The following is a 24,874-nucleotide window of genomic DNA, read 5'->3' on the forward strand; positions in this document are numbered from 1 at the left end:
TTATTGATGGGTTGCGAGAACCCCAACTTTTTCAAAAAGTCGGGGTTCTGACCACCACTAACCACTCATAACGAATGAAATGAACCATTACTTAGGCTTAAAGCAATGATTATTAGTCATCAATCTCAAGCAACACAGCCCGTCGAAATGCAAAATAATGAACGTGTTGCCGTTTTGCTTGCAGGGTATGGTGAAGTGCAATCTTACCGCGCTTTGAGTGTTTATAACCAAGCTGCAACCAAGTACATTGCATCTCAGTTTGTGCCGATTCCAGAATGGCTATATCCTCTTGCTGGCTGGTTTCTCGCACTTCAAGATTTATACAATTTTGGAGTCAAGCATCATCATTTCATGTCGCCCGAAAATGATATTTTTGAAAAACAGCGTCTTGGTATTGAAAAAGAGTTACAACACCAATGGGGAAATCAGGTGCAAGTGTTCAAAGGGTTTTATTTCTGTCAACCCTTTGTGCAAGAAGTTGTAGCAGATATCATTGACCAAGGTTTTGAGAATTTGCTGATTTATCCAATGCTTGTAGTCGATTCTGCATTCACGGGTAAAATAGCTGTCGAGCAAGTCAATGAAGTTATTGCCGCAACTGGATCTGTGAATGAGCCTCAATATTATCCATTTAAAGCAATTCGATATATTTCAGCTTTTGCAACTGAGCCTGCCTATATTGATTTGCTGGTGCGTCGGACTAAGGAAACTCTGAATCAGCTATTCGCTGGTCGTTTCATTGAGTCTCAGATTGGCATTATATTAACAGTTCACGGGGGTCCAGAAAAAGCGCAAGGACTGTTAACCGGGGTAATTGATGGACAAACCCTTTACGATGGTGTCCAAGCACAGTTGCAGCATCAATATCCCCTAGTTTCCATCGGTTGGGTAAATCATGATATGCCTTTGATCAAATGGTCACAGCCTAATCTGAAACAAGCTGCAAAAAGCTTGATTACAGCAGGGGCGCAAGTTATTGTGTTTAAACCGCTTGGCTGGGTGACAGATAATTATGAAACCATTCTTGATGTGGAGGATGCAATTCAATATTTACAGCGTCAGTATCCCACGGTGACTTACACAAAACTTGGCTGTGTTAATGACGATCCTGATTTTCTGAAAATAGCAGCAGAATGGGCAAATCCTGATATTGAAGCCATGCTGTCAGTGCCGCAACACCACGAGCAGATCCAAACTAGAAGACTTGATTTTGACTGAACTTTGAAATAGCTTAAAAACCATAGTGTGGGATTTACTTAAGAAAATTTGCATAAAAAAATACTCGTATTTTTGCCTTTCATCACAATCTATCAAGCATCAAAGATTATGTTACGACTAGCGGAGCCTGATCTATGCAGGAATTTCTATTTGCTCTAACACTATCAGCTCTGCCCGTTGTCAGTAACTTCATTGGCGCAATGATTGCTGAAACCTTGCCGACATCAAAGCAAACATTAGGGCTTGCGCTGCACGCTACGGCTGGGGTGTTGTTAGCGATCGCATCTAGCGAACTCATACCTAGAGTCCTAATCGCTAAACCTGTTTGGGCGACGATCCTAGCATTATTTTTAGGTGGAGCGTTTTTTATATGGGTTAATGAGCTTCTAAAGTTAAGTAAGAATCGACTACGCGGTATAGATATTAATACCGTGAGTTTAGCGATTTTTCTGAGCATTGCAATCGACTTATTTGGTGACGGCTTAATGATTGGCACCAGTTTGACGATCTCGCCTCATTTAGGGGTAGTGTTGGCATCAGCGAGGGTTGTGGCTCACATTCCCGAAGGATTTGTGACCAATGCGGCGTTTAAGAGTCAGAAAATGCCGCGCACACAGCGACTTTTGTTACTTGCTGCCTTTATTATCCCGGTTTGGTTGGGAACAACCCTGGGTTATTGGGGATTGCGCGGACAGACTGATCTACCCAAGCTTATTGTGCTGGCTTTTACAACAGGTGCGTTGATGGTGGCGATCGCTGAAGAAATTATTCCAGAAGCCCATCAAACTCAAGATACAAACTGGTCTATGTTGACTTTTATTGGAAGTTTTGCACTTTCGATGCTGTTCTCAGCTTATCTTGAATAGCTGTCTTTATTCTAGGATTGACCTATTTTTATTTCAGAGGAAAAATGAATTCTGGTTTCTCTAGTTGTTTGCGTAGCAGGTGTACAACCTTTGGGCGATCGCTTGGGATCGCATTCAATATCCGATTTTTCTCTTACTCGTCGGGGGTGGAGTTATTTGTTGAATTTTAGGTGGTTTACAGGAAGTCTTGATTTTGCTGGGTTTTGTCCTCTTCATTTTCTGATCGTTAACTAACAAAAAACCATAAATCCCAAATTCAATAATCCAAATAGCATTATTTTTATGAAAACGTTAAGCCAGACTGCCAATTCATCTAAACAACCTAAACCTGAATCTGGCACATCTGTAAATTCATCCAAAGCGCTCTTTGATATCGCCCAGAGTGATGTTGATGAGGTTCTGCACTTATTGGATACTTCTCTGGAGGGGCTGAATGAGGCTGAAGCCAAGCGGCGATTAAACAAGTCTGGGCTGAATGAGATCGCCCGTGAAAAAGCGATCGCGTGGTATATCCAACTGCTAAAAACAGTGACGAATCCTCTCTCGCTTTTACTCATTGTTCTAGCGATCGTTTCACTATTAACAGGAAGTGCGACAGCCGCTGTGATTATTACTACCATGGTAATTTTTGGCGGGTTGCTGCGGTTTTCACAAGAATTTCAGTCGAACAAAGCCGCCGAGAAGCTGCGGGAAATGGTCAGCGCAACAGCAACGGTGAGTCGCAAGGATGCTATTAAAGATGCTGCGCCGAAGCAGGGAATAACAGCCGGAAAAGAAATTGCAGTGAAGCTGCTAGTACCAGGTGACATCATCTTTCTTTCAGCCGGAGATATGATTCCCGCTGATGTTAGGCTGATTGCCGTGAACGATTTATTCCTTAGTCAATCTACCCTCACCGGAGAGTCTCTACCCGCTGAAAAACACGTAGACCTCCCGGATGATAAAGAGAAAAATCCACTGGAACTAATCAATCTCTGTTTCATGGGAACTGCGGTAGTCAGCGGTTCTGCAACCGCCGTTGTTGTAGAAACGGGGAGTCATACTTATCTGGCATCACTGGCTAAAACCGTCAGCGGACGCAGAGTGCGAACCAGTTTTGACAAAGGGGTGAATGGCGTAACTATGCTGCTATTGCGCTTTATGATGATCATGGCTCCCCTCGTCTTTCTGATTAATGGCATATTTAAACACAATTGGATCGAGGCGTTCACATTTGGGTTATCGGTTGCAGTGGGGCTTGCCCCAGAAATGCTGCCTGTGATTGTCACGGCAAATTTGGCAAAGGGAGCGATCGCTATGTCTGACAAAAAGGTGATTGTCAAAAACATCGATGCGATTCAAGACTTTGGCTCCATGAATATTCTCTGTACTGACAAAACAGGCACTTTAACCCAAGATAAAATCGTTTTACAGAGGCACTTAGATCCCTACGGTCAAGAAAGTACAGATGTCCTCAAATATGCTTATCTCAATAGCTTTTACCAAACTGGCTTAAAAAATTTATTAGATGTCGCCGTTCTCAATCACAGCCAAGAACTTGAAGCTTTAGATATTGAGAAAAACTACCAGAAATTTGATGAAATTCCCTTTGACTTTGTGCGTCGTCGCATGTCTGTTGTCGTCGAAGAAATGGGAAAACAGCACGTCCTAATTTGCAAAGGCGCAGTTGAAGAAGTCCTCAAAGTCTGTACCCAACTCAAAGTCAATAACAAGGTTTTGCCGATGGATGAGTCAGTCCATACTAAGGTTGCTGACTTACAACAAAAACTAAATTCCGACGGGTTAAGAGTTATCGCAGTGGCATACAAAGTGATGCCACCAGAGCAAGCACATTACGCCGTAGCCGATGAAAGTGATTTGGTGCTGTTGGGTAACATTGCGTTTCTCGATCCGCCCAAAGAGTCAGCTGCTCAAGCAATTAAAGCACTTAAGCGTAATGGAGTCGAAGTAAAAATTTTGACCGGGGACAATGACATCATTACTCGTAAAATCTGTAAAGATGTGAGCCTGCCTGTCCAAAACGTCCTATTAGGGAGCGATATTGAATCTTTATCGGATGAGGAATTAGCCAAAGTTGCTGTAACCACAACCATTTTTGCCAAATTCTCGCCAACCCAAAAAGCCAAAGTGATTCAGGTGCTGCGGAAAAAAGGCAGCATTGTGGGATATATGGGAGATGGCATTAATGATGCAGCCGCTTTACGGGAAGCAGATGTAGGCATCTCAGTGGATACGGCAGCCGATATTGCCAAAGAGTCGGCAGACATTATTTTGCTAGAAAAAAACTTATTGGTCTTGGAATCTGGGGTAATCGTAGGTCGCCAGACTTTTGCCAACATTATCAAATATATCAGAATGAGCACTAGCTCTAACTTTGGCAATATGTTTAGCGTCTTAGGTGCCAGTGCGATTCTGCCATTTTTACCGATGCAGCCCGTGCAGATCTTGATCAATAATCTCCTTTACGACTTTTCACAAACGGGCATCCCCTTCGACCATGTAGATCCAGAAGACCTGGTAAAGCCGCCGAAGTGGAAAATTGGTAATATTCGGCGATTTATGATCTTCATTGGTCCGATTAGCTCCATTTTTGACTATGCCACCTATGCCCTAATGTGGTTTGTCTTTGGAGCAACCTCTGTAGACAATCAAGCTTTGTTCCAAACGGGTTGGTTTGTAGAAAGCCTGATGACTCAAACACTGATTGTCCATGTCATTCGCACGGCTAAAATACCTTTTTTCCAGAGTTGGGCTTCTTTACCCATGCTGCTGATCACCGCCACCGTGATGGGAGTCGGCATGTATCTACCATTTTCTCCAATCGCGTCTAGTTTAGGGTTTGTTCCCTTGCCAGCCGTTTACTTTCTCTGGTTAGCTGCCATTCTGACTTGCTATTGCGTATTAACTCAATTTGTCAAAACTTGGTTCATCAAGAAATATGGTTATACCTAAAAATGCTCATTATGAACAGAAAAAAATTCATCACCATTGCTGCTGGGACAACAATTGCAGTAGGTACAACAACTTATTTGTTCAGCGATAAAAGTAATCTTGTCAGGGCGGATATAAAACCAGCAGATGATAACAACAAAATTCTTAAGCCGGACGAAAAAGAGATTTTATTTCTCGCCTCGCTTGCGCCAAGTGGTCACAATACACAGCCGTGGTTTGTCCAATATCTTGAACCTTATCATTGGATTATCGGCAACGATAAAAGTAAATGGTTACCTGCTGTTGATCCAACTCAGAGAGAAACAATTTTATCAATTGGCACGTTCATTCAAAATCTGGAATATGCCGCTGGTTCCTTTGGCTACGGCTGCAATTATAATTTACTAGCTAAAACGAATCAAGATGAACAAGTAATGGAAGTAAAGCTGATTAAAGAAGAGTTAAAAAATACTTTTGATATTGCAAAAATTAAAAGCCGTCGAACGGTTCGCTCCAATTTTTTAAGTGATGTATTAGAAAAAGAAGATCTAAAATATCTTATAAATTCAGAACCACAATTTATTCATTATCTACCTGCCACCAGCAAAAAAAGTCAATTTATAAACGAACAAACTATCGTTGCTAACCGCCTTCAAGCCTACCGCAACCCAGCGCAGCAAGAATTAGCCGACTGGATCAGATTCTCTAGTAAAGATGCTGATAAACATCGTGATGGGCTGACAACGGCAGGTATGGAAATAGAAGGAATTTCTGGCTGGATAGTGCGGAATTTTTACAACAAAGATAATGTGATGAAAAATGATTTTAGAGAGACAGGTATTGATAAGATTAAAAAGGAAGTATCAGAATCAGCAGGTTGGATTTTAATCACCAGCAGGGATAATTCAGTAGCTACATTGCTCGAAACTGGTCGAAAAATGCAGCGACTTTTCCTAAAAGTGCGAGAAAAAAATATCGCTATTCATCCGATGACACAGATATTGGAAGAAGTATCAACGCGGCAAACGCTGAATCAATCCATTGGGATTGACGAAAATATTCAATTTATCTTACGTACAGGTTATTTGAAGAATTATCCGCCGTCGGTTTCACTTAGACGACCCGTTGATGAATTTATACGCAATAGAAAGTGAAACTAAACTAACTCTGATTTCGGTAGAGGGCGATGGCCTGACTGCCTGACAGATTTGTTTGAAAAGCAGTCAAACCCAGGAATTAAAGGAGTAAATTCGAGAAAAGCATATTCCGAGATTGTCATCTTGACGAGCTTTATTGGAGGCAAAACTTGGTTGAGGATCTTGTGATAACAAAGGAATTGGGGTGAGTAATTGTCGTCCCTTGTGAATAACACCTTTGAGCCAGCGCAAACCAATCTTGAGATAACTTAAACCACGATTCCAGTGGGGGTCAACACAAGTACGTAAACCAGCAATTTGTACAGCCATGCCGTGGGTTGTACTGTAAAGTAAAGCTAAGGCGGCAATCAAATACAATCTCTCCAAAGATTCGGCATCACGAATGCGAGAATCTTCGAGTTCAAATGCACCTGATTTACTGTCCAGAAATAGTTCCTCTACGCAGAACCTCAAAGCATACTCATGCAATGTTTTTAAAGCTGGCTCTTCGTCTGTAACAACTGCCCAATGCTCGGATACCACTTCTGGATAGGCGACTACCAAATTACAGCGAATTAGGCAATCTTGCCACAGTCCAACGTTACGATAAAAAGCTGCTTGTCCTCGATTTGGATAAATTGATTTTACATGTGTTGGGTAACGTCTAACTCCATGCAAGCATGTATCACTTGGGATACGTATACAGTAATGCCAATTGCTTTTTTGCAACCAACTCAAGAAATCATGATTTGCAAAGCCCCTATCTGCAAGTATCATAATATCGGAATCACGGCGTAGTAACCACCTAGCTTTACGTAGCATCACCTCGTATTCCTTAAATGCAACCGTTGCACTGTTATGTTCCAATACTCTCCACAATAAAGGGATTGCTCGCCCACAACACACCACTGAGATGTGAATCATGCAGAAACGATTCCAAAGCATAGTTGTATCTAATGCCAAATACAATCGATGTTTTTCCCAGTCTTTGAGTGCCAACAATGCCAATGGCAAGTATATTTTTTCAACGTTAATCCTTATATTTTCAAGGAATCTATGCCACCTGCGCTCGTAGCTTTGAGCTTGTTTGGCATAACTGTCTACATATGGTTCCCATGCGCTCAAACTTAACTGACCACTACATATCAGCCCATTAATCATCCAAGCAAGAGTTTTTAAATGACGCAAATCACGGTAGGTACTGTATTGACGTAAGTATCCTAATACCTGACTATAAAGTTGGGTTGAGTTTGACATGGTATTTTTTGGTAGAAGTCTGGTAACTTTACCATCTCATGTCTCTCGACCTTTTTTACTAAAATCCTTGATTTTGCTAGGCTTTTCAGAGTTCTGTCAGGCAGTCAGGGCGATGGCTCCGCCCGCCGTAGGTATCGCTAAAAAACTATTCCTGAAGTATATCAAACTCAACATACAAATTGGTCTATATTGACGTTTATTGGGAGTTTTGCAGTTTCAATGCTGTTCTGAGTTTATCTTGAATAGCTGATTAACTTTGTATGGTTCATAATTAATGCAACGATTTAACTTAATTATACTTAAAAAGTTTTGGGCGATCGCTAAATCTTACTGGTCGAGCGATGAAAAATGGTATGCACGCGGACTACTGCTGTTAGTCATTCTGCTGTCTTTGGGCTACACCGGGCTGAGTGTGTTGCTCAACAACAAGCGAGGCGTGCTAATCTCGGCACTATCTGCCCAAGATGAAGCGAGATTTTGGCAAACGATTCTGGTGTTTACAGGGACATTAGTTATTTATGCCCCACTCTATGCAGGCTATGTTTATTTACGCGATCGCTTGGGCTTACAATGGCGGCAATGGCAGACAAACTATTTTAGCGATCGCTATTTCCAAAATCGAGCATTTTATAATCTAAATTATGACCATGCCGAAATTGATAATCCCGATCAACGGATTACTGAAGATGTCAAAAGCTTTACCTATGAGTCCCTAGCATTGCTGTTGGCAGTAGTTGATTCATTGTTAGCGATTGGTGCTTTTAGCAGCGTGCTGTGGGGTATTTCTCAACCGTTAATCTGGTTTTTGGTGTTCTATGCCCTGGTTGGCACCTTGACAACAGTTGGGGTATTTGGCAAGCCCTTAATGCGACTTAACTTTGAACGGCTGAAAAAAGAGGCTGATTTCCGGTTTAGCTTGGTGCGAGTACGAGAGAACGCGGAAGCGATCGCATTCTACCAGGGAGAGCAGTACGAATCTGATCGAATTCGAGGCAAATTCTCAGAAGTTTTTGACAACTTCAAACGCTTAATTTTTTGGGAACTAAATCTCAATATATTAACTAATGCCTATGAATTTATTCCCTTTATTCTCCCTGCCATTGTCGTGGCACCTGGCATTTTTGCTGGTGAGTTAGAAGTTGGTAAAGTCACCGAGGCACAAGGAGCTTTCATCCGGGTCTTTTTCTCCCTCAACCTAATTGTCTCACGCTTTCAGTCCCTAGCTAATTTTGGCGCAGGTGTTGAACGTTTATACAGTTTTTTAGAGTTTTTGGAGACTACCGACTCAACTGTGAACCAGCCTGATGGTACTGAACAGCCAACCATCAAAACTGAAATTGCCACTGATGCACCCTCTCCTCTGGAAAATTGTTTAGCATTAGAAAATATCACACTCCAAACCCCTAACTATCAAAGAATTTTGATTGAGAACCTATCTGTAAAACTATTAACAGGTGAGGGTTTGTTGGTGAGAGGACCTAGCGGCTGTGGCAAAAGTTCCTTGCTGAGGGCAATCATCGGATTGTGGGATGCCGGTACAGGTATAATTTTACGCCCACCACTGACAGAAATACTATTTTTATCGCAGCGACCTTACATGATTTTAGGGACTTTACGGGATCAACTGCTGTACCCAAATATCGATAGGTCAGTGGAAGATGCAGAACTGAGGCAAATTTTGATTCAGGTAAATTTACCCAATCTAGAGCAAACTCATGGTGGATTCAATACCGAACAAAACTGGACACAGGTATTGTCTTTAGGAGAACAGCAGCGGCTAATTTTTGCGCGTTTACTGCTCAATAAACCTAAATACGCCATTTTGGATGAAGCCACTAGCGCCCTCGATCCTCAGAATGAAAAATATTTATATCAACAACTAAAAGACTCTGGTATGACATTTTTGAGTGTTGGACATCGAGAAAGTCTCAGCAATTATCATCAGTCTATTTTAGACTTTACTACTGATAGAACATGGTCTTTAACAACCTCAAACTCTTTGCCTACTGTGACTTCTAATAATCTTGCCAAGGAGACGTAAATTCATTTCAGCACCGCCAACCAGATGCTTTGAAGCTGCTGGATTATGAAAATTTATGGTGTACCCACGACAGAATAACTCACCTTTGAGAGGTCAATCATGCCTACTGCAACGGATTTTAAAGACTATTACACCATTCTGGGAGTGAGCAAAACTGCAACCCCTGAAGAAATTAAACGAGATTACCGTAAGCTTGCCCGCAAATATCACCCTGACCTCAATCCTGGAGACAAAGACGCAGAGGCAAAGTTCAAAGACCTCAATGAGGCAAATGAGGTGCTTTCTGATCCAGAAAAGCGGCAAAAGTATGACCAGTTTGGTCAGCACTGGAATCATCCTGGTTACACTGAAGCACCACCACCTAGCAGAAATAATACTGCGACGAGCAACTTCGATCAATATGGAGACTTTGATTCCTTTATCAACGATCTGCTAGGTCGATCGAGACGTACAACTTCCACTGGTGGCTTTGATAATTTTAATGATGGATTTCGTTCTCAAGCTCCTGCACCGGATACGGAAGCTGCGATCGCACTCACGTTTTCTGAGGCATTCCACGGTGTCCAGAAGCGTCTACAACTGGATAACGAAACCATCAATGTTCGTATTCCCCCAGGGGCAAAATCAGGAAGCCGAATTCGCATCAAAGGTAAAGGTCGTCCGAGTCCATTCTCTCAACAGCATGGCGATTTATATCTAACTATCGAAGTGTTACCACATTCCTTCTTTCGATTTGAGGACGATAATCTGGTTTGTGACATTCCAATTCGACCTGATGAAGCAGTTTTAGGGGCAGAAATCAAAGTACCAACCCCCGATGGCAGCGTGACGATGAAAATTCCCAAAGGGGTGCGTTCGGGGCAATCGCTGAGACTGCGCGGTAAAGGTTGGACATTGCCAAAAGGGGGACGAGGTGACTTATTTGCCAAACTTCAAATTGTCACACCGCAAGACCTGAGTCCAATTGAGGAAGAATACTACGAAAAAATCAAGGCAAATACCAGCTTTAACCCCCGTGTCCAGTTAGAGGAGATTAAGTTATGACCTTCAGCCTTTCAAAAACCGTGGTTTCCCTCGATGGTGAGCAACTTTACAGCTTTGAATATGCCGCATTGGTTACTGAGACTTCAATTACAGTTTTACAGGTTTATGTTGAGTTAGGCATAATCGAACCAATTGGCAGTATGTTGCATTCCCATGCGATCGCGCGAATTGCTCAGATTCAACGGTTGCGTCGAGACTTAGGACTAAACTTAGTTGGAGCCGCAATGGTGCTAGATATGGCGACAGAAATCGCCCAATTACGGGCAATGGTCAAAATGTATCAGTCTCATCAAGAAAAGCCTTTATGAGGTCAAAGCCACCCTTAAAGTCTCATACTGAGAGGCTATGCCAACAAGAGCGTAGTGAGGTGCTGCAACAGTGGGACAATTGGCTAGAAACCCCCATGCTGGTGCTTGGCTTTGCTTGGTTAGGGCTATTTATCGTTGAGCTAGTTTGGGGACTGAATCCTCTGCTAGAAGTGATCGCTACCGTAATTTGGCTCGCCTTTATCATAGATTTTGGTATCAAATTTCTCCTTGCTCCTCACAGAATGTCCTACCTCAGATATAACTGGTTGACCGCTTTTTCGCTGTTGATTCCAGCGCTGCGAATCTTTCGGATTGTGCCATTAATACAGTCTTTGCAATCAGTTCATGGGGTTCGAGGGTTAAAGTTGTTGCGAGTGATGACACGAACCAACAAAGGAATGCGAGTTTTAGCAGCCAGTATTGGTAGACGAGGATTTGGCTATGTGGCGGGATTAACCGTGATTGTCACCCTAATTGGTGCAGCTGGAATTTATGCGTTTGAGCGCGAACTTCCTAATGGCACTATCATCAACTATGGTACTGCGCTGTGGTGGACGGCAATGGTAATGACCACCATCGGTTCTGATTACTTTCCGAAAACGGCAGAAGGTCGAGTACTATGCTTTTTCCTGGCACTGTATGCGTTTGCTACAAGTGGTTATGTGACTGCAACCCTGGCAACATTATTTGTGGGTCAAGATACTGAGAATAATCAAGCAGAACTAGCAAGTGCAAAATCACTTCAAGCAATGCAAGCAGAAATTACCGCACTGCGAACTGAGATTCAAGCTTTAATACGACGAGATTTAGATCAATAACTTGCTCGGCGTAGAGAGCGTCATTACGAACTATTTCAATAAGTTCAGTTTTGTTTGGTCTGATGTGGCTGGGTTTCAGAATTCTGGTAGACAGCGAATCTTACCTAGGACTTACGCACTGTACAAAAGGGCTATGTTGTGTATAACGGTTAATACGTTGTTCGGTTCCTTTTATAAATTACCCTTTCTTGGTTTCTATCGCTTGATGGGGAACAGAAAAATAAGCTTTAAGCGCTGAAAACCATACCCCCTATTTTGATTTTTCTGTTAATGCGTAAGTCCTATTACCGTATTTTTTTCCCGAACACTTAACAGCATCAAAAAAAATTTTGCATTTGAAAGCCCAAATTTTACTTTATGCCTATTTGAATACCGCTTGATGCATCGAGTACAACATACAAATGTCTTTGCCGGGGTGGAGCCAAACCGAAAAGAGGGCATCATCATCGCCCTCAAAAAAGCGGGGTTTGTAGTTCGCCGTGAAACAACGAGGTCTCTTTGACGCAAATCACTTCACTGTTTATAATTCACTCGCGTCTGTCCAATTATAGATAATATTCTAATCAAAACTGTTTCTAGCTATAGATGAGATTTGAATACTTTAATTCTAATCTACAGTAGTAAAAAGAAAATAGCTGAATGGTATGAATTCTTTAACTGGCAAACCAATTTCATTTTGGATTGATTCAACTCCTAAAACAACATATCCTTCGCTTGAAAATAGTATTTCGGTAGATGTTGCCATTGTTGGAGGTGGCATTGTTGGACTAACCGCTGCGACGCTGCTAAAACGAGCGGGAAAGACAGTTGCTGTAATTGAGTCCAAGCAAATTGTGACAGGAGTAACTGGTCATACCACTGCCAAACTCACTGTATTACATCAACTGATCTATGCTGATTTAATTAAACAAATCGGTGAGGAAAAAGCACGGCTTTACGCGGAATCAAATCTAGCAGGGATTGAACGCGTTGCCGCATTTGTCGAAGAAGAGCAAATTGATTGTGATTTTAGCCGTCAAAGTTCCTATACATTTGCAGAGCCAGATGACGAGCTAGATAAAATCACAGATGAAGTGAAAGCTGCTCTGAAACTCGGACTTCCCGCCGCCTTTGTTCAAGAAACATCACTACCATTTAAGATTACTGGAGCCATCAAATTAGATAACCAGGCTCAGTTTCATGTTCGCAAATATCTTCTACATCTCGCCAAAAATATTCCTGGGAATGGCAGCCATTTGTTTGAGAATACACGAGTTGAAAAGGTTGAAGAAGATAATCTCTGTCAAGTTGTTACCGATCGAGGAAGCATCAATGCCCAAGATGTAATTGTAGCAACTAATTTACCGATTTTAGATCAAGGACTCTTCTTCGCTAAAACCTACCCTGAACGGTCTTACATCGTTGGCGCTCGTATCGATCCGGCGAAAGCACCCCAAGGGATGTATATCGGCAGTGGTGAGGCTTCCCATTCCATTCGTACAACTCCCTACGATGGAGGTTTACTTTTGCTGGTTGGTGGTGAAGGACACAAGGTTGGGACAGTTACGAATACCGAAGAGTGTTACCAAAAGCTAGAAGATTATGCACGCGATCGCTTCGGCATTGAAACCTTTGAATATCGTTGGTCAAACCAAGATATGGTGTCCTTTGATAAGCTGCCTTACATTGGTAAACTTACTCCTTTCAATCACCACATTTATGTTGCCACCGGATTTAGTCTCTGGGGAATGTCTAAGGGAACAATGTCGGGAATGTTACTTTCGGACTTAATTCTAGGAAAAGAAAATTTCTACGCAGAATTATATGATGCGACCCGTGCAACTCCATTTTTGACACCACAATCGGTCAAACAAGGAATTGATGTGGCAACTCGCTGGGTTAGCGACCGCTTCAAAGGTCTTCAGTCTAATTCTTTTGCTGAGGTTGCTAAGGGTGAAGGTAAATTACTAACTATTGATAAGGAAAAGGTTGCCACTTACCGAGATGAGCAAGGAACTATTCATGCTGTTTCTGCGGTGTGTACACACCTAGGTTGTATTGTCAGTTGGAACAATGCCGAAAAGAGTTGGGATTGTGCTTGTCATGGTTCTCGGTTTAGCTGTGATGGCAAGATAATTCAGGGACCAGCTGTTAAAGATTTGGAGATGCCAAATGTTGACTAAGGTAAGCGTAGATAGCCAATTGCCAATTGCCTGGATATCTAGTTATGAAGAGGCAGAGCAACAATTTAATCGGCTTCTAAAGCTGGAAAATTTAGATGAACAGGTAAAAAGACAACCTAACCTAATTACAGATTTTGAAGAATCTCTCTCTTTAGCATTAACAGAGGCATTCACCGAAAACTCAAAAGCTGAGTTAGCAAACTGGTTTTTACAACGGGTGCTTTATCGAATCAATCGACTCAATCTATTTTGGTATGACGCTTTAGAGTCCTATACAAATGAGCGTTCTACTTATTTAGCAGGAGTACGCGATCGCATTGAGTCAGCTTGGCAAGCATGGGAATTGACCCAATTAGATGTTGAAGAAATACAATCCTTAAACGTTAAACAAGCACTGCAAGAAAGAGCAGATTTAGACTTAAATCCCCCTTTAACAGCAGCAAAACGTTATCTCCAAGAAGAACTGAGTTTAGAGGGCTATCGGTTGCTATTAGCGATCGCGTCCTTGGATGGACTGGTAGAAGCCAGTCGTCTTTCGCGGATTTTGGGAGGTGTAAGTAACGAAATTCAGACAACTTTGTTTCGCGTACTGCTAGAAGAGTATGGTAACGGTCGTCTATCACGCAAGCACTCTACTTTTTTTGCCCAAATGATGGCTGAATTAGGTCTAAAAACTGAACCAGAAGCTTATTTTGATCTTGTACCTTGGCAAGTTCTCGCAAGTATCAATCACAACTTCTTACTAACAGAGCGAAAACGGCATTTTCTCCGCTATAACGGTGGACTCACATATTTTGAGATAGCGGGACCTACAATTTATACCGACTATAGATTAGCAGCAAAAAGATTGCAGCTTTCAGATGCAGCTATGGGCTATTGGGAGTTGCACATTCGTGAAGATGAACGACATGGGCAGTGGATGCTAACAGATGTTGCTTTACCTTTAGCTGATAAATATCCAAATGATGCTTGGGAATTAATACTAGGCTATGACCAAGAGAAGCTAATAGGCGATCGCGCCGCAGCCGCAGTTATGGCTCTAATTCAACATTCCAGTTCTTCATTAGAGAAAATCTATGATCGTAAATCTGACTAAAGACGGATGGGATGTAATCTATCATCGCGCCCATGCTTTACTAGCTGCTCAACTGGGTGGTCATTGGCGGCGGGCTGATTTTCCTGTTCGTTTTTACAAAACCATTGCGGCAATCTCCCATCATGATGATCTAGAAAAAGAGTGGAAAGGTAATAATTTAACCGAAAGTGGCGCTCCCCTGGATTTTACCTTAAGACATTTAGTCACAATCAAAGAGGTTTAAATGAGTAAGTCTTTATTAAACTCAAAAAAGATAGTTAAAACCGATCTAGCGGGTTATGTGCCTCAAGAGATATTCTTCTGTCCTGAAGAATCACAGTTTTATTCCCAATGTATAGAAAGAATGGTTTTGAATGTCTGTGAAGATTTCACTTCCATTGTCGAATTTGGCGCAGGAGATGGTAGTCCAGTCATCAATACTTTATTAAAGTGTCAATTTAATGGCTTGATTAATGGCTATGAATTAAATTCTCAAGCTTGTGAGTTAGCACAATATCGGATTGAACGCTATAACCTTAGTCATAAATATGTTGTTCATAATTCTTGCTTTTTCAATAAAGATTGGCAATCTGAAGAAAACTATTTGATTTCTAATCCTCCTTATCTGCCAGCAATTAACAACGATCTATATATTCCCGCTTTGCATGGTGGAATAGATGGATCTTCTATAACTAAGCAACTCCTTTCTCTGGATTGTCAAAGTGCAATGTTGATGATTTCTGCTTACTCCGATCCCGTAGGAACTATTGAATATGCCATCACCCAGGGTTATCATGTGGAGGATTTTATCGCTTCACCCATGAGCTTTGGATATTACAGCAGCCAACCCAAGGTCAAACAGAGAATGATAGAACTACGTGAGCATCGCAAAGCTTTCTATTCCCAAAATATGTATATTTTGGCAGGTGTTCTCTTCAAAAAACAGCATAACCTTAAAGTAGATATATCTGCGGAATTGATTAAAATAATGACCGCTTTGTGAAACCTTTTTAATCTTTTCCTCGCGTAAAAAATCTCTTTTGGCACAGTCCCGCCAATTTGAAAGAATTCTATCAACCTTGCAATTTCTAATCAATGTTTAATCAACAAGGAGTCGCCAATGTCTGGTCAAATGTGCTGGCTATCTAGTTCAGGTAATGAGGGGCAACTAATTTTACATTTAAGAGAGCGTTCTTTCGATCCTTGGCTACCCTATACGGCGTGTCCCCAGTATCAGGTTCCTGATTATCCCATTGCCGATGGGTCTAAGGGATTTAGCACCTGCCAAAATTTGAGGCAAGCAGGGTGGATGTTAATCCCAACTGCTCAGGTATAAAACCTCTCCTATAGCTGCTGACAGACAACATCAAGTACCCGCAGATGATAGCCTCCAGAGAAATTTTAGAGGACAACTCAATATTTACTATGATGCAGTGATTGCATATATTCATGATGCAGAGTCTATTCTGATATTGAGACCGGGTGAGGCAAAGGACGAACTCAAAGAACGTCTTGAAAAAAATAACCTCGGTAAGCGCGTCGTAGGCATTGAAACAGTTGACAAGATGACGGATCATCAAATCGCTGCCAAGACTCGACAGCACTTTGCCGAGTCGCGTTAGGTAATAAGACTGAAGCGGAACCACCTTGACTGGGCTGGATGCCTAATGCAAGGGAATTTCTCCATCCGCAGGCATTCCTGGTTTTGCTAGTCTTTCTCGTTGTTCTAAGTTCAGTTTTACACCAAATACCTGTTGCACGCGATCGCTCTGAAAATAAACGTTCTCTGGGGTAAAGGAGGCTTTAGAATCTATAGCGGTAACGGTTGCTTTAAAAGATTTTTGGTGTTTGGGATCGTTATCTAAATAAACATTGGCAAGTTGTCCGACGCGAACTTGAGCAATTTGCCCACCAGGAATAAACCCCCGCAGATAAACTTGACTCAAATCTACAACTCTCAGCAAGGGGCGCGATGGTAAAACCACTGTACCAGGTTCAACGCTGCGTGTCGTAACAACGCCATCAATCGGGCTTTTCACCGTCAGATTGTTCAAGCGACTTTGAATCAATTGTTGATTTGCTTGGGCAGTTTTTACATCAGCTTGGGCGGCTGCTATTGTGTTGCGTGCCTGTTGTGCTTGTGTCTGAAATCGACTGACATTAGTTTGTTGTCGCCCTGGATTCAGGGTTGTGGTTTGTGCTTGCGTCAATTTTCCCTGAGCAATATTAACGGCTGTTTGTGCGGCTTCCACGGCAGCTAAACGGCTTTGCAGAGCGGCTTTGGCAGTATTGTAAACGGTTCGCGCCACTTCATAGCGTTGTTTGGTTTCAGCTCCTTCAATCGCCAGATGGGCATAGCGATCACGATCTACCCGCGCCTGTTCAACTAATGCCCGTGCTTCGAGGACTCGTGCTTGTTCTTGTTTCACAACAGCCTTTGCAGTTGAGACAAGGGCGTTAGCTTCCGCAACTTTACCTTGGGTGTCACCCTGGGATTGCTGTAAATTCAGATTAGCATCTGCGAGTTGATCTGCGAGAATAGAGATTTGTAACCGGGCGTAAGCTTCTCGTTGTTTTGCCGCATTTACCTGGGCTGTAGCTGCGCTCAGTTCAGATTGTAGTTCTTCATCACTAAGACGCACTAATAATTGTCCTTTTTTGACTGTATCTCCTTCTCGCACAGTAACTTCTTCCACCCGACCAATGCCCTTGGTGCTGACATCGGTTTCATAGCCTTCAATCCGTCCATTGAATTGAATCATCTTTGCAGGTTGGGGACGAAAAAACCCATACCAGACTCCAAAGCCGACAGATGCGATCGCCACAGTCCCGCCCAAAATCCACAACCAGCGTCGGGGTTTTTTCGGAGTGGGAATTTTTGGCTCGTCAGGCTTTTGAGCCGTTGTAACAGATTTTTGAGGAATTGTAATAGGTTTTGAAGAATCAACTGTATGTGACATAAAATACACCCTGAGTTAACTTAATTGACTACGGTAACGATTTGCACTCACCAGAACTGTCACGGCTGCAAATACAATCATGGCGATCGCATTTAAACCCCAAACTTCCAAACCTGCACCTTTAAGAAGAATGCTGCGAAGAATGATCAAGTAATGATAAAGCGGATTAATTTGGGCAATCCAGCGAAATACAAGCGGCATACTATTCACCGCCGTCACCGCCCCGCCTAATAAAATAATGGGAATATTGAGAAATATCCCAATCAAAATTGTTTGCAATTTGTTCTCAGAAAATGTGGAAATTGCCAGTCCAATGGCAACACCAATCTGAATGTAGATAATAGAAAATAGCAGTAATAAAAATAAATTTCCGCGAAAAGGTAAGGCAAAAACCCAGTGAGCAACGAGGAAACAAATCAGCAATGTGCCTGTGAGTAAAGCAGATATCGGTACAATTTTAGAAATCAAAATATAAGTTGATGCAACTGGAGTCATCAACAACTGTTCTAGTGTTCCTTGATCCTTTTCTCGAACCGCTTCCACAGCCGCAGCCAGAATGGCACTTAAGGTAATAATTGCCCCCAGCACACCAGGAACAAAGAACCAACTATCAAGCATTCCGGGATTGTAGCGCAACGTCATTTCAGTTTGAACGGGGATTTCTAGCCCAGTTGATACAGGTTGATAGCGTTGGAGTAAATCTAAGTTAAATCGAGTTGTAATTTGGCTGACATAGCCCTTTGCAAGTCCCGAACTGTAGGCGTTAATCCCATCTACCACAACCTGAACTTCTGATTTCCCAGTTTGCAGCAAATCCCGATCAAAACTAGGTGGAATGATTAATCCAGCATCGACTTCACCCCGCTCAACTTGTTGAGTGAGAGTTTGTTGACTGTTGGTGTGGCGAGTCGCAAGAAACACATGATTTGCAGTAAACGCATCCACAAAATCTCGGCTGATTGCCACCTGATTTTGATCCAAAATACTCAGCCGTAAGTTTGTCACATTGGAATTCATCACATAGCCAAAAATCACCATTGAAATAATCGGGGCGATTGTGAGAAAAATAACCAGTTGGCGATTACGCAATAGTTCAGTGCTTTCTTTGATTAACAGAGCCAATAGACGGCGATTTATCATCAGTGTTAACTCCAATTACTATTAGAAATGTCGTCGTTTAAGCATATTAGTGAAGGAAATTAGTAACAGTAATATAAAAATAACTATTACAAAATATAAAAAGGTAAACTCAAAGCCAAATCCTTTTGTAGTATTCTCCCAACGTATAATCAAAAAATAATTATTGCCGATCACAAATGAAGGAATTTCTAATATTTTCAGTATTGGCACTAGCAAAAAACCAGAAATCAGCACTAATGCAAAAGTCATAAAAGCAATATTAAGCACATTTTTTATACTTGAGCTAAATCTATTTTTACCAGTTATAGCAAAAGGAAGTTCTTGGCGAGTCACATTCAGAGGTGCATAAATTGCTATGCTTTCTTCCCTATCTTCAACTCGAATTGATTTTGGGCAACGTAGTAATTGTACTGCTATCCAGATGTCGCCAATTGCACCGCTTGTATTGAATGCAATTACCCAAATTAACCAAGGTGCTTGGGGAAAAATTGCTATCATCAGCAAACACACAACATCAATAACTACCAACGGGGCTAAACTAATGATAATAAAAGCATTACGGCGAAAAATGTTACCAGGTGAAGTGGCATAAGCAAGGGGTAAGAAATATTTAACTTTTAATCCATAACGTGGCGAACCACCAAAGGTAGCAAATGCAATTCCATGCACTAATTCATGAATAATAGTGGTGACAAAAGTAATAGCAAGCAAAACCACCAAGCCAATAATTCCTTGCCAAGCTCCACCTTCAGCACTTTTGATACTGAAAGATGCTGTTTGTTTATGAATGATGGCGTAATACCAACTGGCACCAGATGCTGTTATTATGAACAGGAATAAACTTAAAGTAGTCCAAATCAGTAATATTGCTGGAGTTAAACGAAATACATAAATTGGCTCATTACGAGTTGCCGTATTCATAATTTGAACCCTGATTGCAGTTGTTCAGATGTTGAGAGGAAGGTTCTGAATATCATAGATTTTCTCAGATAGGGTTTTCTGATTTGAATTTAATAACACACGCTCCTTGGATGTCGCTGAATCCCATAGCATATTAAGAGAAATTTGTTTGGTCATAATTGCCTCCAGTATTTTGATTTTGATGTTTGTTTTGATTGCAGTCTATCAAGACGCAAACTCATAGTGAATCTCTGTAGTTCTTCCTTTAAAATAAAGCCGAGTGCCTTCTGGATACTCCCATCCCACCTCACCCTGTAAAGGAATCAGCATCCCATTACAAACCGAATATTCCCAGAATCGTCCGCCCCAAGGCATCGCAGTCAGCTTGTCACGATAACGAGCCTCAGTCCGAAACGTATCGATCGTCCCTTCAGCATTAAACTGAAACACAACGGAGACAGTTGTTGCACCATCCGTCAAAGTAGCGCGAGCAGAGGTATCATTAATTGCTTCCCATAGCACTCCCTGGCTAGGTAATAGAGCAGTAGGATACCAAAGAGCCTCAGCAAAGAAACGCAATAATTCACCTTGGTTCGCTTCAGGTGTACTAGGTATTTTTGCAACAGTAAAAAGACCGAGTAATGATGCGTGTAAGCTGCCTTCTCCTAAGAGATAAGTATCATGAACAAATGCATTAACTCCTGGAGCCATCTGGATACGGGCATCCCAATCAAAACCCAGAGGTTGAGTCGTCACAAGTTGAGTGGCAGTAAACGGACTCCATTTGTTCTCAGTTTCGCTCATGTTGAACTGTCCCTGCTGAGAGAGTTTAACTACAGCCACGATCGGTTGTCCGTCCTTGAGTACCGTCTGAAAGAACCGCTTTACTGGTGCTGGTAAATCTGCAATTTCCTTTGGATCATAGATTTTCGGCTGAACTATCCGCCGTCCACTGGTTAACTTGGCACGTAAACTATGGGTTTCTGACCGCCAGCGATCGCTACCATAGAGAACAGCAAGCCCAGTACAGACTACGATTAAAACACCAATAATTACAATCCATTTAATTAACATGATACTTACCTAATGTTTGTTGATTCAGAATTTGATAAATGGTGATGATAAAAATGATTACAAAAATAGTTATATAGATTAACTTCGTATACTTAGCCACCCAACTGGGAAGATAAATATCAAAATTGTCCTTTGTGGAATTTGTGTATTTTCGGGCAAGCAGATTTAGTGGGCAGTGGGATTTAAAAGTTAGTAAAATTAACCCTTCTAAAAATACAAATCCATAACCAATCCAGAGCCAGAAATCGAGTTTATTCGCTATCACGGCATAAAGCATATAGAAAATCACAAAATTGAAGAAAATCCATATCAAAGTATGAACGACTTTAATTAGTATCAATTTGGTGTTACTTTCCATATTACCTCTCTATTCTCAAGGTGTTAAATCGCGCCAAATGATATAAGTCGTTCCGAGCGTTCCCGCGACGAACAATCCGAAATCTTCTTTAATCCCGAAACTCAAAGCCGCTGAGGTTCCGACAATCGACCATAAAACTGGAATAATTAATAAACTTAACGGAATTTTCTTGTCTGTCCAGAGCAGCAAGCCAAATGTAAAAATCGTTGTTGGACAAGGTACGCCGAATGTCGGTGATGTCGGAAAAATTCGCCCCAGCGCATAGCCGATTAACGGATAAATTGCTAGGGCATAAACAATAAAAATCGCGCCGAGAATGCCGTAAAATTTTTGGTTAGTGCGAAAACTCAAACGATTTCTCACTACACCTTCGTATAAAAATAACAAGCCTTGAAAAACGAACAACGCGCCGAAAAGATAAGCGGGTGGACTGATTTCTGTAAAAAAAGTCAAATGGTAAACAACACCCGCCCATAGCCAGAGGAAACCGAGTAAGCCCGAAATGGTTTTGTTTGCAAATGGTTTTCGACTTACTACCAGTACAACCGATGCGATCGCCACTAAAATTAGTACAGCTTGCATCGGAAATATAGTTTGATTGTATTTCTCGAAAACCTGAAAAAATTGTTCGGTGGTCAAAGGGATTTTAAGTAACTTTCTCATGTTTTCCTCGCAGTTAACTGTTTCTAATTTCCCTTCCACAGCAGTCCGCCTAATACTCCTAATACTGTTGAGGTGGGCATCTACCAGATATAAACAACCCTTATTATTGTTCAGAATGGATCACTCTCTTTTTCGGCGTTTCTACAAGCACAGAGATCACCAACAAACTTAGCCCAATAATTTTGATCAAGGCGTTAATTGCGTGTGCATACTCCCATTGATCCCGATACTGTCTCCAATCTGCTGGAATGGGATTCGTCAACCATTTGGCAAATTCAGCATTCATTGGCGCAACAAACATTATCCAACTCACAAATGCCAACACTAAGAAAATTGCTCCGATCAATGTCCAGTAGAAGGTTGAACCACATTTGCGAACAAGAAATACCAACACAATTGCTGTCAAAATTGCTGTAATTTCAAAAGCTGCGCCAACTGAGCCAAACAACTTATAAACATTTTCAAAAACCGTGACTCTAACCCAAAGTTGCTGATCAAACTGCATTCGTTGCGGCAGTTCTAGCAAATGTGTCATAGACAAACTAAGACTAAACGAAGCTAGCATGAGTGTGATGAATCGCCACGCTCGTAGAAATGTCATTTTGCTTTGCCCCATAACATGCATCTCGACACCTTATTTTAGAGATGTAATGAAATGCCGCGTAACTATCGGATGGCATAACTAGACAAAAGGGATTTTTTGCGACTATATGCTATTCCTAAAATGACTGATACTATTAGCTCAATGGAAAAAACAACAATTACTTTCCAATTTAAATTTAGCTGCAATGCTCCATTATTACCTATATATAAAGCTAACCCAATACATCCATTAAACCAGGCATGACTTAATACACAGATAAATAAGTTATTTGTGTATTTATAAATAGTTGTAAAGCTGGACGTTAAAATGATTCCTGAAAATAAATATAATCCAAAGGGAAATGAACTTTGGACTGTCCCTTTGATAAACCATAATGGCAAATGCCATATACTCCATATAATTCCCACAATAAGGACAGAAGGTAAATAATTAACCAACTTTTCTAATTTAGGTTGCAAAATCCCCCGCCAGCCTAATTCCTCTAATCCACCGAAAAGGATAAGTAGCGGCAAATTAATAATTATAGATAGAATTGATATAGGCTTATTAATTCCAAAAGCGATCCAAATTATAAATAAACGCCAGAGTGAGAATAATCCAAATATCAGCCACACTTTTGTATCTATTTTTTTGCCAAAGATATACTTAACAAAAGATTCTTCACCAAAATCTTCATTGAACTGTCGATAAATAATATAAGAACTAATAGCTGGACCCAAACTACCAATTACGTCCAATATCCAAAATAAAGGCTCCCCATACCAAAGAGTATTAAAATATCTGTTTCCAATGATGATAATTAGCCAGCATAACCATGTTATGGAAAAAGTGTAAAGTAGAAAAAGTCCGATTTGCTTAAGTGATTGCTTCTTTTGTTTCATATTTTTATTTCTCCTTAACTCTTTGTAAAAAATATTATCTCTGTAATTTTCAAAAATCTAATTTTTTCAACTGTAAAATTAACCAGCAAGAAAGAGTAATACACCGGAAAGTTTTAGGTTATTCATAATAGTTTATTTCACTTAATTTTTTTGACCCATGATAAAGCTTCCTTACCCTCTATTTTTGTTTTTCCTTGGTTTTGGATCAAGTGCTACTTTCGCCGCATAGATGCCAGCCAAGATACCCAAGATATTTCCTATCCAAGTACGCCAATCAGGACTGTAACCCACATAGATCATGAATTTGCCAGATAAAATAGCGAAGATGATCAGTCCAGAAAATGCCGAAACTAAGACATATGTGATCAGGAAAAAGAAAATTGCTTTGAAACATGTGATCAGGAAAAAGAAAATTGCTTTGAAATATTTCATAAGTACCAATGCAGAATTTTTTTCAACACTGAATTTCAGTTAACAATGAGAGACGCGCCCAGCCAGATGTTAAGAAAGACTTAAGCGCCGAACAAAGCAATAACGATTCCAACCAGCGTCGTGGCGACAATGATGATGATCAATACCCACGGTTGTAAAATCGTTATAGGATGGAACATCTGCCGACATTTGGGACAGCGATAATCTCCCATCGGTGCCGCCCAATATCGCCGCCACGTAATGGGAAAAGCCGTTTGGCAATGGGGGCAAACTAACTGTCCCGCAAAGGTGGTTTTTGGGTGGTGAGAATTTTGATGATCTTTGCGTAGACTCATGATTGTTCTCCTACAGGTTGTTGAGATCGCGGTTCGATGGGGAATGCCAACCAACACCAAAAGTAGAGAAAAATAAATCCAGGGATGACGATCGCTAAAATAACGGTAACAATTCGGACACCCATGATTGGTAAATTCCATAGCTGAGAAAGGGCATAACACATGCCTGCGAAAACTTTATGACGACTGCGATAAAATATAGCCCTTGGTATGACGGGAGTATTGGACTGCGATCGCTTGACCTTGAGAATCAAAGAAATCAGGAGTCCGATCGCACCGAAAATGGCTGATGGAATAGCGAAAATCGCCAGCCAGTGAGCCATGAACATTCCCGAAATCACGTCTCCAAGCCAAGATGAGGACGGACAAATAAAGCGAACTGCTTCTGCTGAACAACCAAAGCGTTCAGCTAAACCCATCCCTCCCCAAGTGACTAGGAATGGAAAAATTCCGTAGAGGATACATATACTCAACAAAAATAAATGTCCACGGGTGGTAAGCGATCGCGTCATGGAGATAGCTGCAAGTGCTGGTCCAATAAGCAACAGGATTGAAATCAAAGGCAAGTAAATCATAGATTTTCTTAAACTTAAATAAGGTGAGTTCGACGGAACCTAACCCCAACCCCTTCCCTACAAGGGAAGGGGCTAAAAGTGGAGAATTGAGTGAAA

23 protein-coding genes and 1 pseudogene are annotated in these 24,874 nt (G+C 41.4%); 13 read left to right on the top strand and 11 right to left on the bottom strand.

What is annotated here, in order from left to right; genetic code table 11:
• Positions 1-105 precede the first annotated feature (105 nt).
• The 4 genes from CAL6303_RS13595 to CAL6303_RS13610 all read left to right on the top strand — a co-directional run bounded on the left by CAL6303_RS13595 (position 106) and on the right by CAL6303_RS13610 (position 6,169).
• Positions 106-1,218 (top strand): ferrochelatase, encoded by a 1,113-nt coding sequence (locus CAL6303_RS13595; RefSeq protein ID WP_015198382.1) that lies wholly within the window; start codon positions 106-108, stop codon positions 1,216-1,218.
• Positions 1,219-1,352: 134 nt separating this feature from the next.
• The gene (locus tag CAL6303_RS13600) at positions 1,353-2,084 is read left to right on the top strand and encodes a ZIP family metal transporter (protein ID WP_015198383.1); all 732 of its coding nucleotides are present in this window, start codon (positions 1,353-1,355) and stop codon (positions 2,082-2,084) included.
• A 282-nt stretch (positions 2,085-2,366) separates the two neighbouring features.
• A complete protein-coding gene (gene mgtA, locus CAL6303_RS13605) occupies positions 2,367-5,036 on the top strand; it encodes a magnesium-translocating P-type ATPase (protein ID WP_015198384.1) in 2,670 nt (889 codons plus the stop codon).
• 11 nt (positions 5,037-5,047) lie between these two features.
• Positions 5,048-6,169, top strand: coding sequence for an Acg family FMN-binding oxidoreductase (locus tag CAL6303_RS13610; RefSeq protein ID WP_041740552.1), 1,122 nt, complete (start codon positions 5,048-5,050; stop codon positions 6,167-6,169).
• 69 nt (positions 6,170-6,238) lie between these two features.
• Here the strand turns inward: CAL6303_RS13610 and CAL6303_RS31155 are convergent, their stop codons facing one another.
• The gene (locus CAL6303_RS31155) at positions 6,239-7,408 is read right to left on the bottom strand and encodes a transposase (RefSeq protein WP_015196004.1); all 1,170 of its coding nucleotides are present in this window, start codon (positions 7,406-7,408) and stop codon (positions 6,239-6,241) included.
• Positions 7,409-7,682: 274 nt separating this feature from the next.
• On the opposite strand from CAL6303_RS31155, the gene CAL6303_RS13625 reads away from it, so the two are divergent.
• The 9 genes and pseudogenes from CAL6303_RS13625 (at position 7,683) to CAL6303_RS13665 (ending at position 16,192) form a co-directional block, all read left to right on the top strand.
• Positions 7,683-9,449 carry an ABC transporter ATP-binding protein/permease gene (locus tag CAL6303_RS13625; RefSeq protein ID WP_015198386.1) on the top strand — a complete coding sequence of 589 codons (1,767 nt, stop codon included), beginning with the start codon at positions 7,683-7,685 and terminating at the stop codon, positions 9,447-9,449.
• Between the two features lie 99 nt (positions 9,450-9,548).
• On the top strand, positions 9,549-10,493 hold the full coding sequence (locus CAL6303_RS13630; protein ID WP_015198387.1) for a DnaJ C-terminal domain-containing protein: 945 nt from the start codon (positions 9,549-9,551) through the stop codon (positions 10,491-10,493).
• Entirely contained in the window at positions 10,490-10,801 is a 312-nt protein-coding gene (locus tag CAL6303_RS13635) for a chaperone modulator CbpM (protein WP_015198388.1), read from the top strand. The genes CAL6303_RS13630 and CAL6303_RS13635 overlap by 4 nt, the downstream gene beginning before the upstream one ends.
• Entirely contained in the window at positions 10,798-11,619 is an 822-nt protein-coding gene (locus CAL6303_RS13640) for a potassium channel family protein (RefSeq protein WP_015198389.1), read from the top strand. Before CAL6303_RS13635 ends, CAL6303_RS13640 begins: the two co-directional genes overlap by 4 nt.
• Before the next feature lie 644 nt (positions 11,620-12,263).
• Positions 12,264-13,781, top strand: coding sequence for an FAD-dependent oxidoreductase (locus CAL6303_RS13645; protein WP_015198390.1), 1,518 nt, complete (start codon positions 12,264-12,266; stop codon positions 13,779-13,781).
• Complete coding sequence (locus CAL6303_RS13650) at positions 13,771-14,877, top strand: iron-containing redox enzyme family protein (RefSeq protein WP_015198391.1); 1,107 nt, start codon at positions 13,771-13,773, stop codon at positions 14,875-14,877. Before CAL6303_RS13645 ends, CAL6303_RS13650 begins: the two co-directional genes overlap by 11 nt.
• Positions 14,858-15,070 (top strand): annotated as a pseudogene (locus CAL6303_RS13655) (DUF3891 family protein); the annotation flags it as partial. The gene CAL6303_RS13650 and the pseudogene CAL6303_RS13655, both read left to right, overlap by 20 nt.
• A 30-nt stretch (positions 15,071-15,100) precedes the next feature.
• The gene (locus CAL6303_RS13660; RefSeq protein ID WP_015198393.1) at positions 15,101-15,859 is read left to right on the top strand and encodes a hypothetical protein; all 759 of its coding nucleotides are present in this window, start codon (positions 15,101-15,103) and stop codon (positions 15,857-15,859) included.
• Between the two features lie 117 nt (positions 15,860-15,976).
• Complete coding sequence (locus CAL6303_RS13665; RefSeq protein ID WP_015198394.1) at positions 15,977-16,192, top strand: hypothetical protein; 216 nt, start codon at positions 15,977-15,979, stop codon at positions 16,190-16,192.
• Between the two features lie 328 nt (positions 16,193-16,520).
• Here CAL6303_RS13665 and CAL6303_RS13675 read toward each other — a convergent pair whose 3' ends face one another.
• The 10 genes from CAL6303_RS13675 to CAL6303_RS13715 form a co-directional block, all read right to left on the bottom strand.
• Positions 16,521-17,816, bottom strand: coding sequence for an HlyD family secretion protein (locus CAL6303_RS13675; protein ID WP_015198395.1), 1,296 nt, complete (start codon positions 17,814-17,816; stop codon positions 16,521-16,523).
• A 15-nt stretch (positions 17,817-17,831) separates the two neighbouring features.
• Positions 17,832-18,956: an ABC transporter permease gene (locus CAL6303_RS13680; RefSeq protein WP_015198396.1), complete on the bottom strand. Its 1,125-nt coding sequence runs from the start codon at positions 18,954-18,956 to the stop codon at positions 17,832-17,834.
• A 21-nt stretch (positions 18,957-18,977) separates the two neighbouring features.
• Positions 18,978-19,877 carry a DUF3267 domain-containing protein gene (locus CAL6303_RS13685; RefSeq protein ID WP_015198397.1) on the bottom strand — a complete coding sequence of 300 codons (900 nt, stop codon included), beginning with the start codon at positions 19,875-19,877 and terminating at the stop codon, positions 18,978-18,980.
• Between the two features lie 204 nt (positions 19,878-20,081).
• Positions 20,082-20,930 carry a DUF6920 family protein gene (locus tag CAL6303_RS13690; RefSeq protein WP_015198399.1) on the bottom strand — a complete coding sequence of 283 codons (849 nt, stop codon included), beginning with the start codon at positions 20,928-20,930 and terminating at the stop codon, positions 20,082-20,084.
• A 373-nt stretch (positions 20,931-21,303) separates the two neighbouring features.
• Positions 21,304-21,951, bottom strand: a complete 648-nt coding sequence (locus tag CAL6303_RS13700; RefSeq protein WP_015198401.1) for a DUF6064 family protein — start codon at positions 21,949-21,951, stop codon at positions 21,304-21,306.
• A 103-nt stretch (positions 21,952-22,054) separates the two neighbouring features.
• The gene (locus tag CAL6303_RS13705) at positions 22,055-22,486 is read right to left on the bottom strand and encodes a DUF1772 domain-containing protein (RefSeq protein ID WP_238178459.1); all 432 of its coding nucleotides are present in this window, start codon (positions 22,484-22,486) and stop codon (positions 22,055-22,057) included.
• A gap of 131 nt (positions 22,487-22,617) precedes the next feature.
• A complete protein-coding gene (locus CAL6303_RS13710; RefSeq protein WP_015198403.1) occupies positions 22,618-23,436 on the bottom strand; it encodes a CPBP family intramembrane glutamic endopeptidase in 819 nt (272 codons plus the stop codon).
• Positions 23,437-23,607: 171 nt separating this feature from the next.
• A complete protein-coding gene (locus tag CAL6303_RS30340) occupies positions 23,608-23,868 on the bottom strand; it encodes a hypothetical protein (protein ID WP_015198404.1) in 261 nt (86 codons plus the stop codon).
• Positions 23,869-23,937: 69 nt separating this feature from the next.
• A complete protein-coding gene (locus tag CAL6303_RS29930) occupies positions 23,938-24,138 on the bottom strand; it encodes a hypothetical protein (RefSeq protein ID WP_144051052.1) in 201 nt (66 codons plus the stop codon).
• A 61-nt stretch (positions 24,139-24,199) separates the two neighbouring features.
• Entirely contained in the window at positions 24,200-24,778 is a 579-nt protein-coding gene (locus CAL6303_RS13715) for a PspC domain-containing protein (protein ID WP_015198406.1), read from the bottom strand.
• Between the last annotated feature and the right edge of the window lie 96 nt (positions 24,779-24,874).

It is taken from the genome of Calothrix sp. PCC 6303, from assembly GCF_000317435.1.
Lineage (GTDB): Bacteria > Cyanobacteriota > Cyanobacteriia > Cyanobacteriales > Nostocaceae > PCC-6303.

What these genes read in the sequence shown, in the direction of transcription:
- CAL6303_RS13665 (WP_015198394.1), top strand. Translation starts at nt 15,977, where the DNA reads ATGTCTGGTCAAATGTGCTGGCTATCTAGTTCAGGTAATGAGGGGCAA.
- CAL6303_RS13710 (WP_015198403.1), bottom strand. Translation starts at nt 23,436, where the DNA reads ATGAAACAAAAGAAGCAATCACTTAAGCAAATCGGACTTTTTCTACTT.
- CAL6303_RS13625 (WP_015198386.1), top strand. Translation starts at nt 7,683, where the DNA reads ATGCAACGATTTAACTTAATTATACTTAAAAAGTTTTGGGCGATCGCT.
- CAL6303_RS13660 (WP_015198393.1), top strand. Translation starts at nt 15,101, where the DNA reads ATGAGTAAGTCTTTATTAAACTCAAAAAAGATAGTTAAAACCGATCTA.
- CAL6303_RS13635 (WP_015198388.1), top strand. Translation starts at nt 10,490, where the DNA reads ATGACCTTCAGCCTTTCAAAAACCGTGGTTTCCCTCGATGGTGAGCAA.
- CAL6303_RS13690 (WP_015198399.1), bottom strand. Translation starts at nt 20,930, where the DNA reads ATGTTAATTAAATGGATTGTAATTATTGGTGTTTTAATCGTAGTCTGT.
- CAL6303_RS13630 (WP_015198387.1), top strand. Translation starts at nt 9,549, where the DNA reads ATGCCTACTGCAACGGATTTTAAAGACTATTACACCATTCTGGGAGTG.
- CAL6303_RS13700 (WP_015198401.1), bottom strand. Translation starts at nt 21,951, where the DNA reads ATGAGAAAGTTACTTAAAATCCCTTTGACCACCGAACAATTTTTTCAG.
- CAL6303_RS13645 (WP_015198390.1), top strand. Translation starts at nt 12,264, where the DNA reads ATGAATTCTTTAACTGGCAAACCAATTTCATTTTGGATTGATTCAACT.
- CAL6303_RS13685 (WP_015198397.1), bottom strand. Translation starts at nt 19,877, where the DNA reads ATGAATACGGCAACTCGTAATGAGCCAATTTATGTATTTCGTTTAACT.
- CAL6303_RS31155 (WP_015196004.1), bottom strand. Translation starts at nt 7,408, where the DNA reads ATGTCAAACTCAACCCAACTTTATAGTCAGGTATTAGGATACTTACGT.
- CAL6303_RS13715 (WP_015198406.1), bottom strand. Translation starts at nt 24,778, where the DNA reads ATGATTTACTTGCCTTTGATTTCAATCCTGTTGCTTATTGGACCAGCA.
- mgtA (WP_015198384.1), top strand. Translation starts at nt 2,367, where the DNA reads ATGAAAACGTTAAGCCAGACTGCCAATTCATCTAAACAACCTAAACCT.
- CAL6303_RS13595 (WP_015198382.1), top strand. Translation starts at nt 106, where the DNA reads ATGATTATTAGTCATCAATCTCAAGCAACACAGCCCGTCGAAATGCAA.
- CAL6303_RS13705 (WP_238178459.1), bottom strand. Translation starts at nt 22,486, where the DNA reads ATGACACATTTGCTAGAACTGCCGCAACGAATGCAGTTTGATCAGCAA.
- CAL6303_RS13640 (WP_015198389.1), top strand. Translation starts at nt 10,798, where the DNA reads ATGAGGTCAAAGCCACCCTTAAAGTCTCATACTGAGAGGCTATGCCAA.
- CAL6303_RS13650 (WP_015198391.1), top strand. Translation starts at nt 13,771, where the DNA reads ATGTTGACTAAGGTAAGCGTAGATAGCCAATTGCCAATTGCCTGGATA.
- CAL6303_RS30340 (WP_015198404.1), bottom strand. Translation starts at nt 23,868, where the DNA reads ATGAAATATTTCAAAGCAATTTTCTTTTTCCTGATCACATGTTTCAAA.
- CAL6303_RS13600 (WP_015198383.1), top strand. Translation starts at nt 1,353, where the DNA reads ATGCAGGAATTTCTATTTGCTCTAACACTATCAGCTCTGCCCGTTGTC.
- CAL6303_RS13610 (WP_041740552.1), top strand. Translation starts at nt 5,048, where the DNA reads ATGAACAGAAAAAAATTCATCACCATTGCTGCTGGGACAACAATTGCA.
- CAL6303_RS13675 (WP_015198395.1), bottom strand. Translation starts at nt 17,816, where the DNA reads ATGTCACATACAGTTGATTCTTCAAAACCTATTACAATTCCTCAAAAA.
- CAL6303_RS13680 (WP_015198396.1), bottom strand. Translation starts at nt 18,956, where the DNA reads ATGATAAATCGCCGTCTATTGGCTCTGTTAATCAAAGAAAGCACTGAA.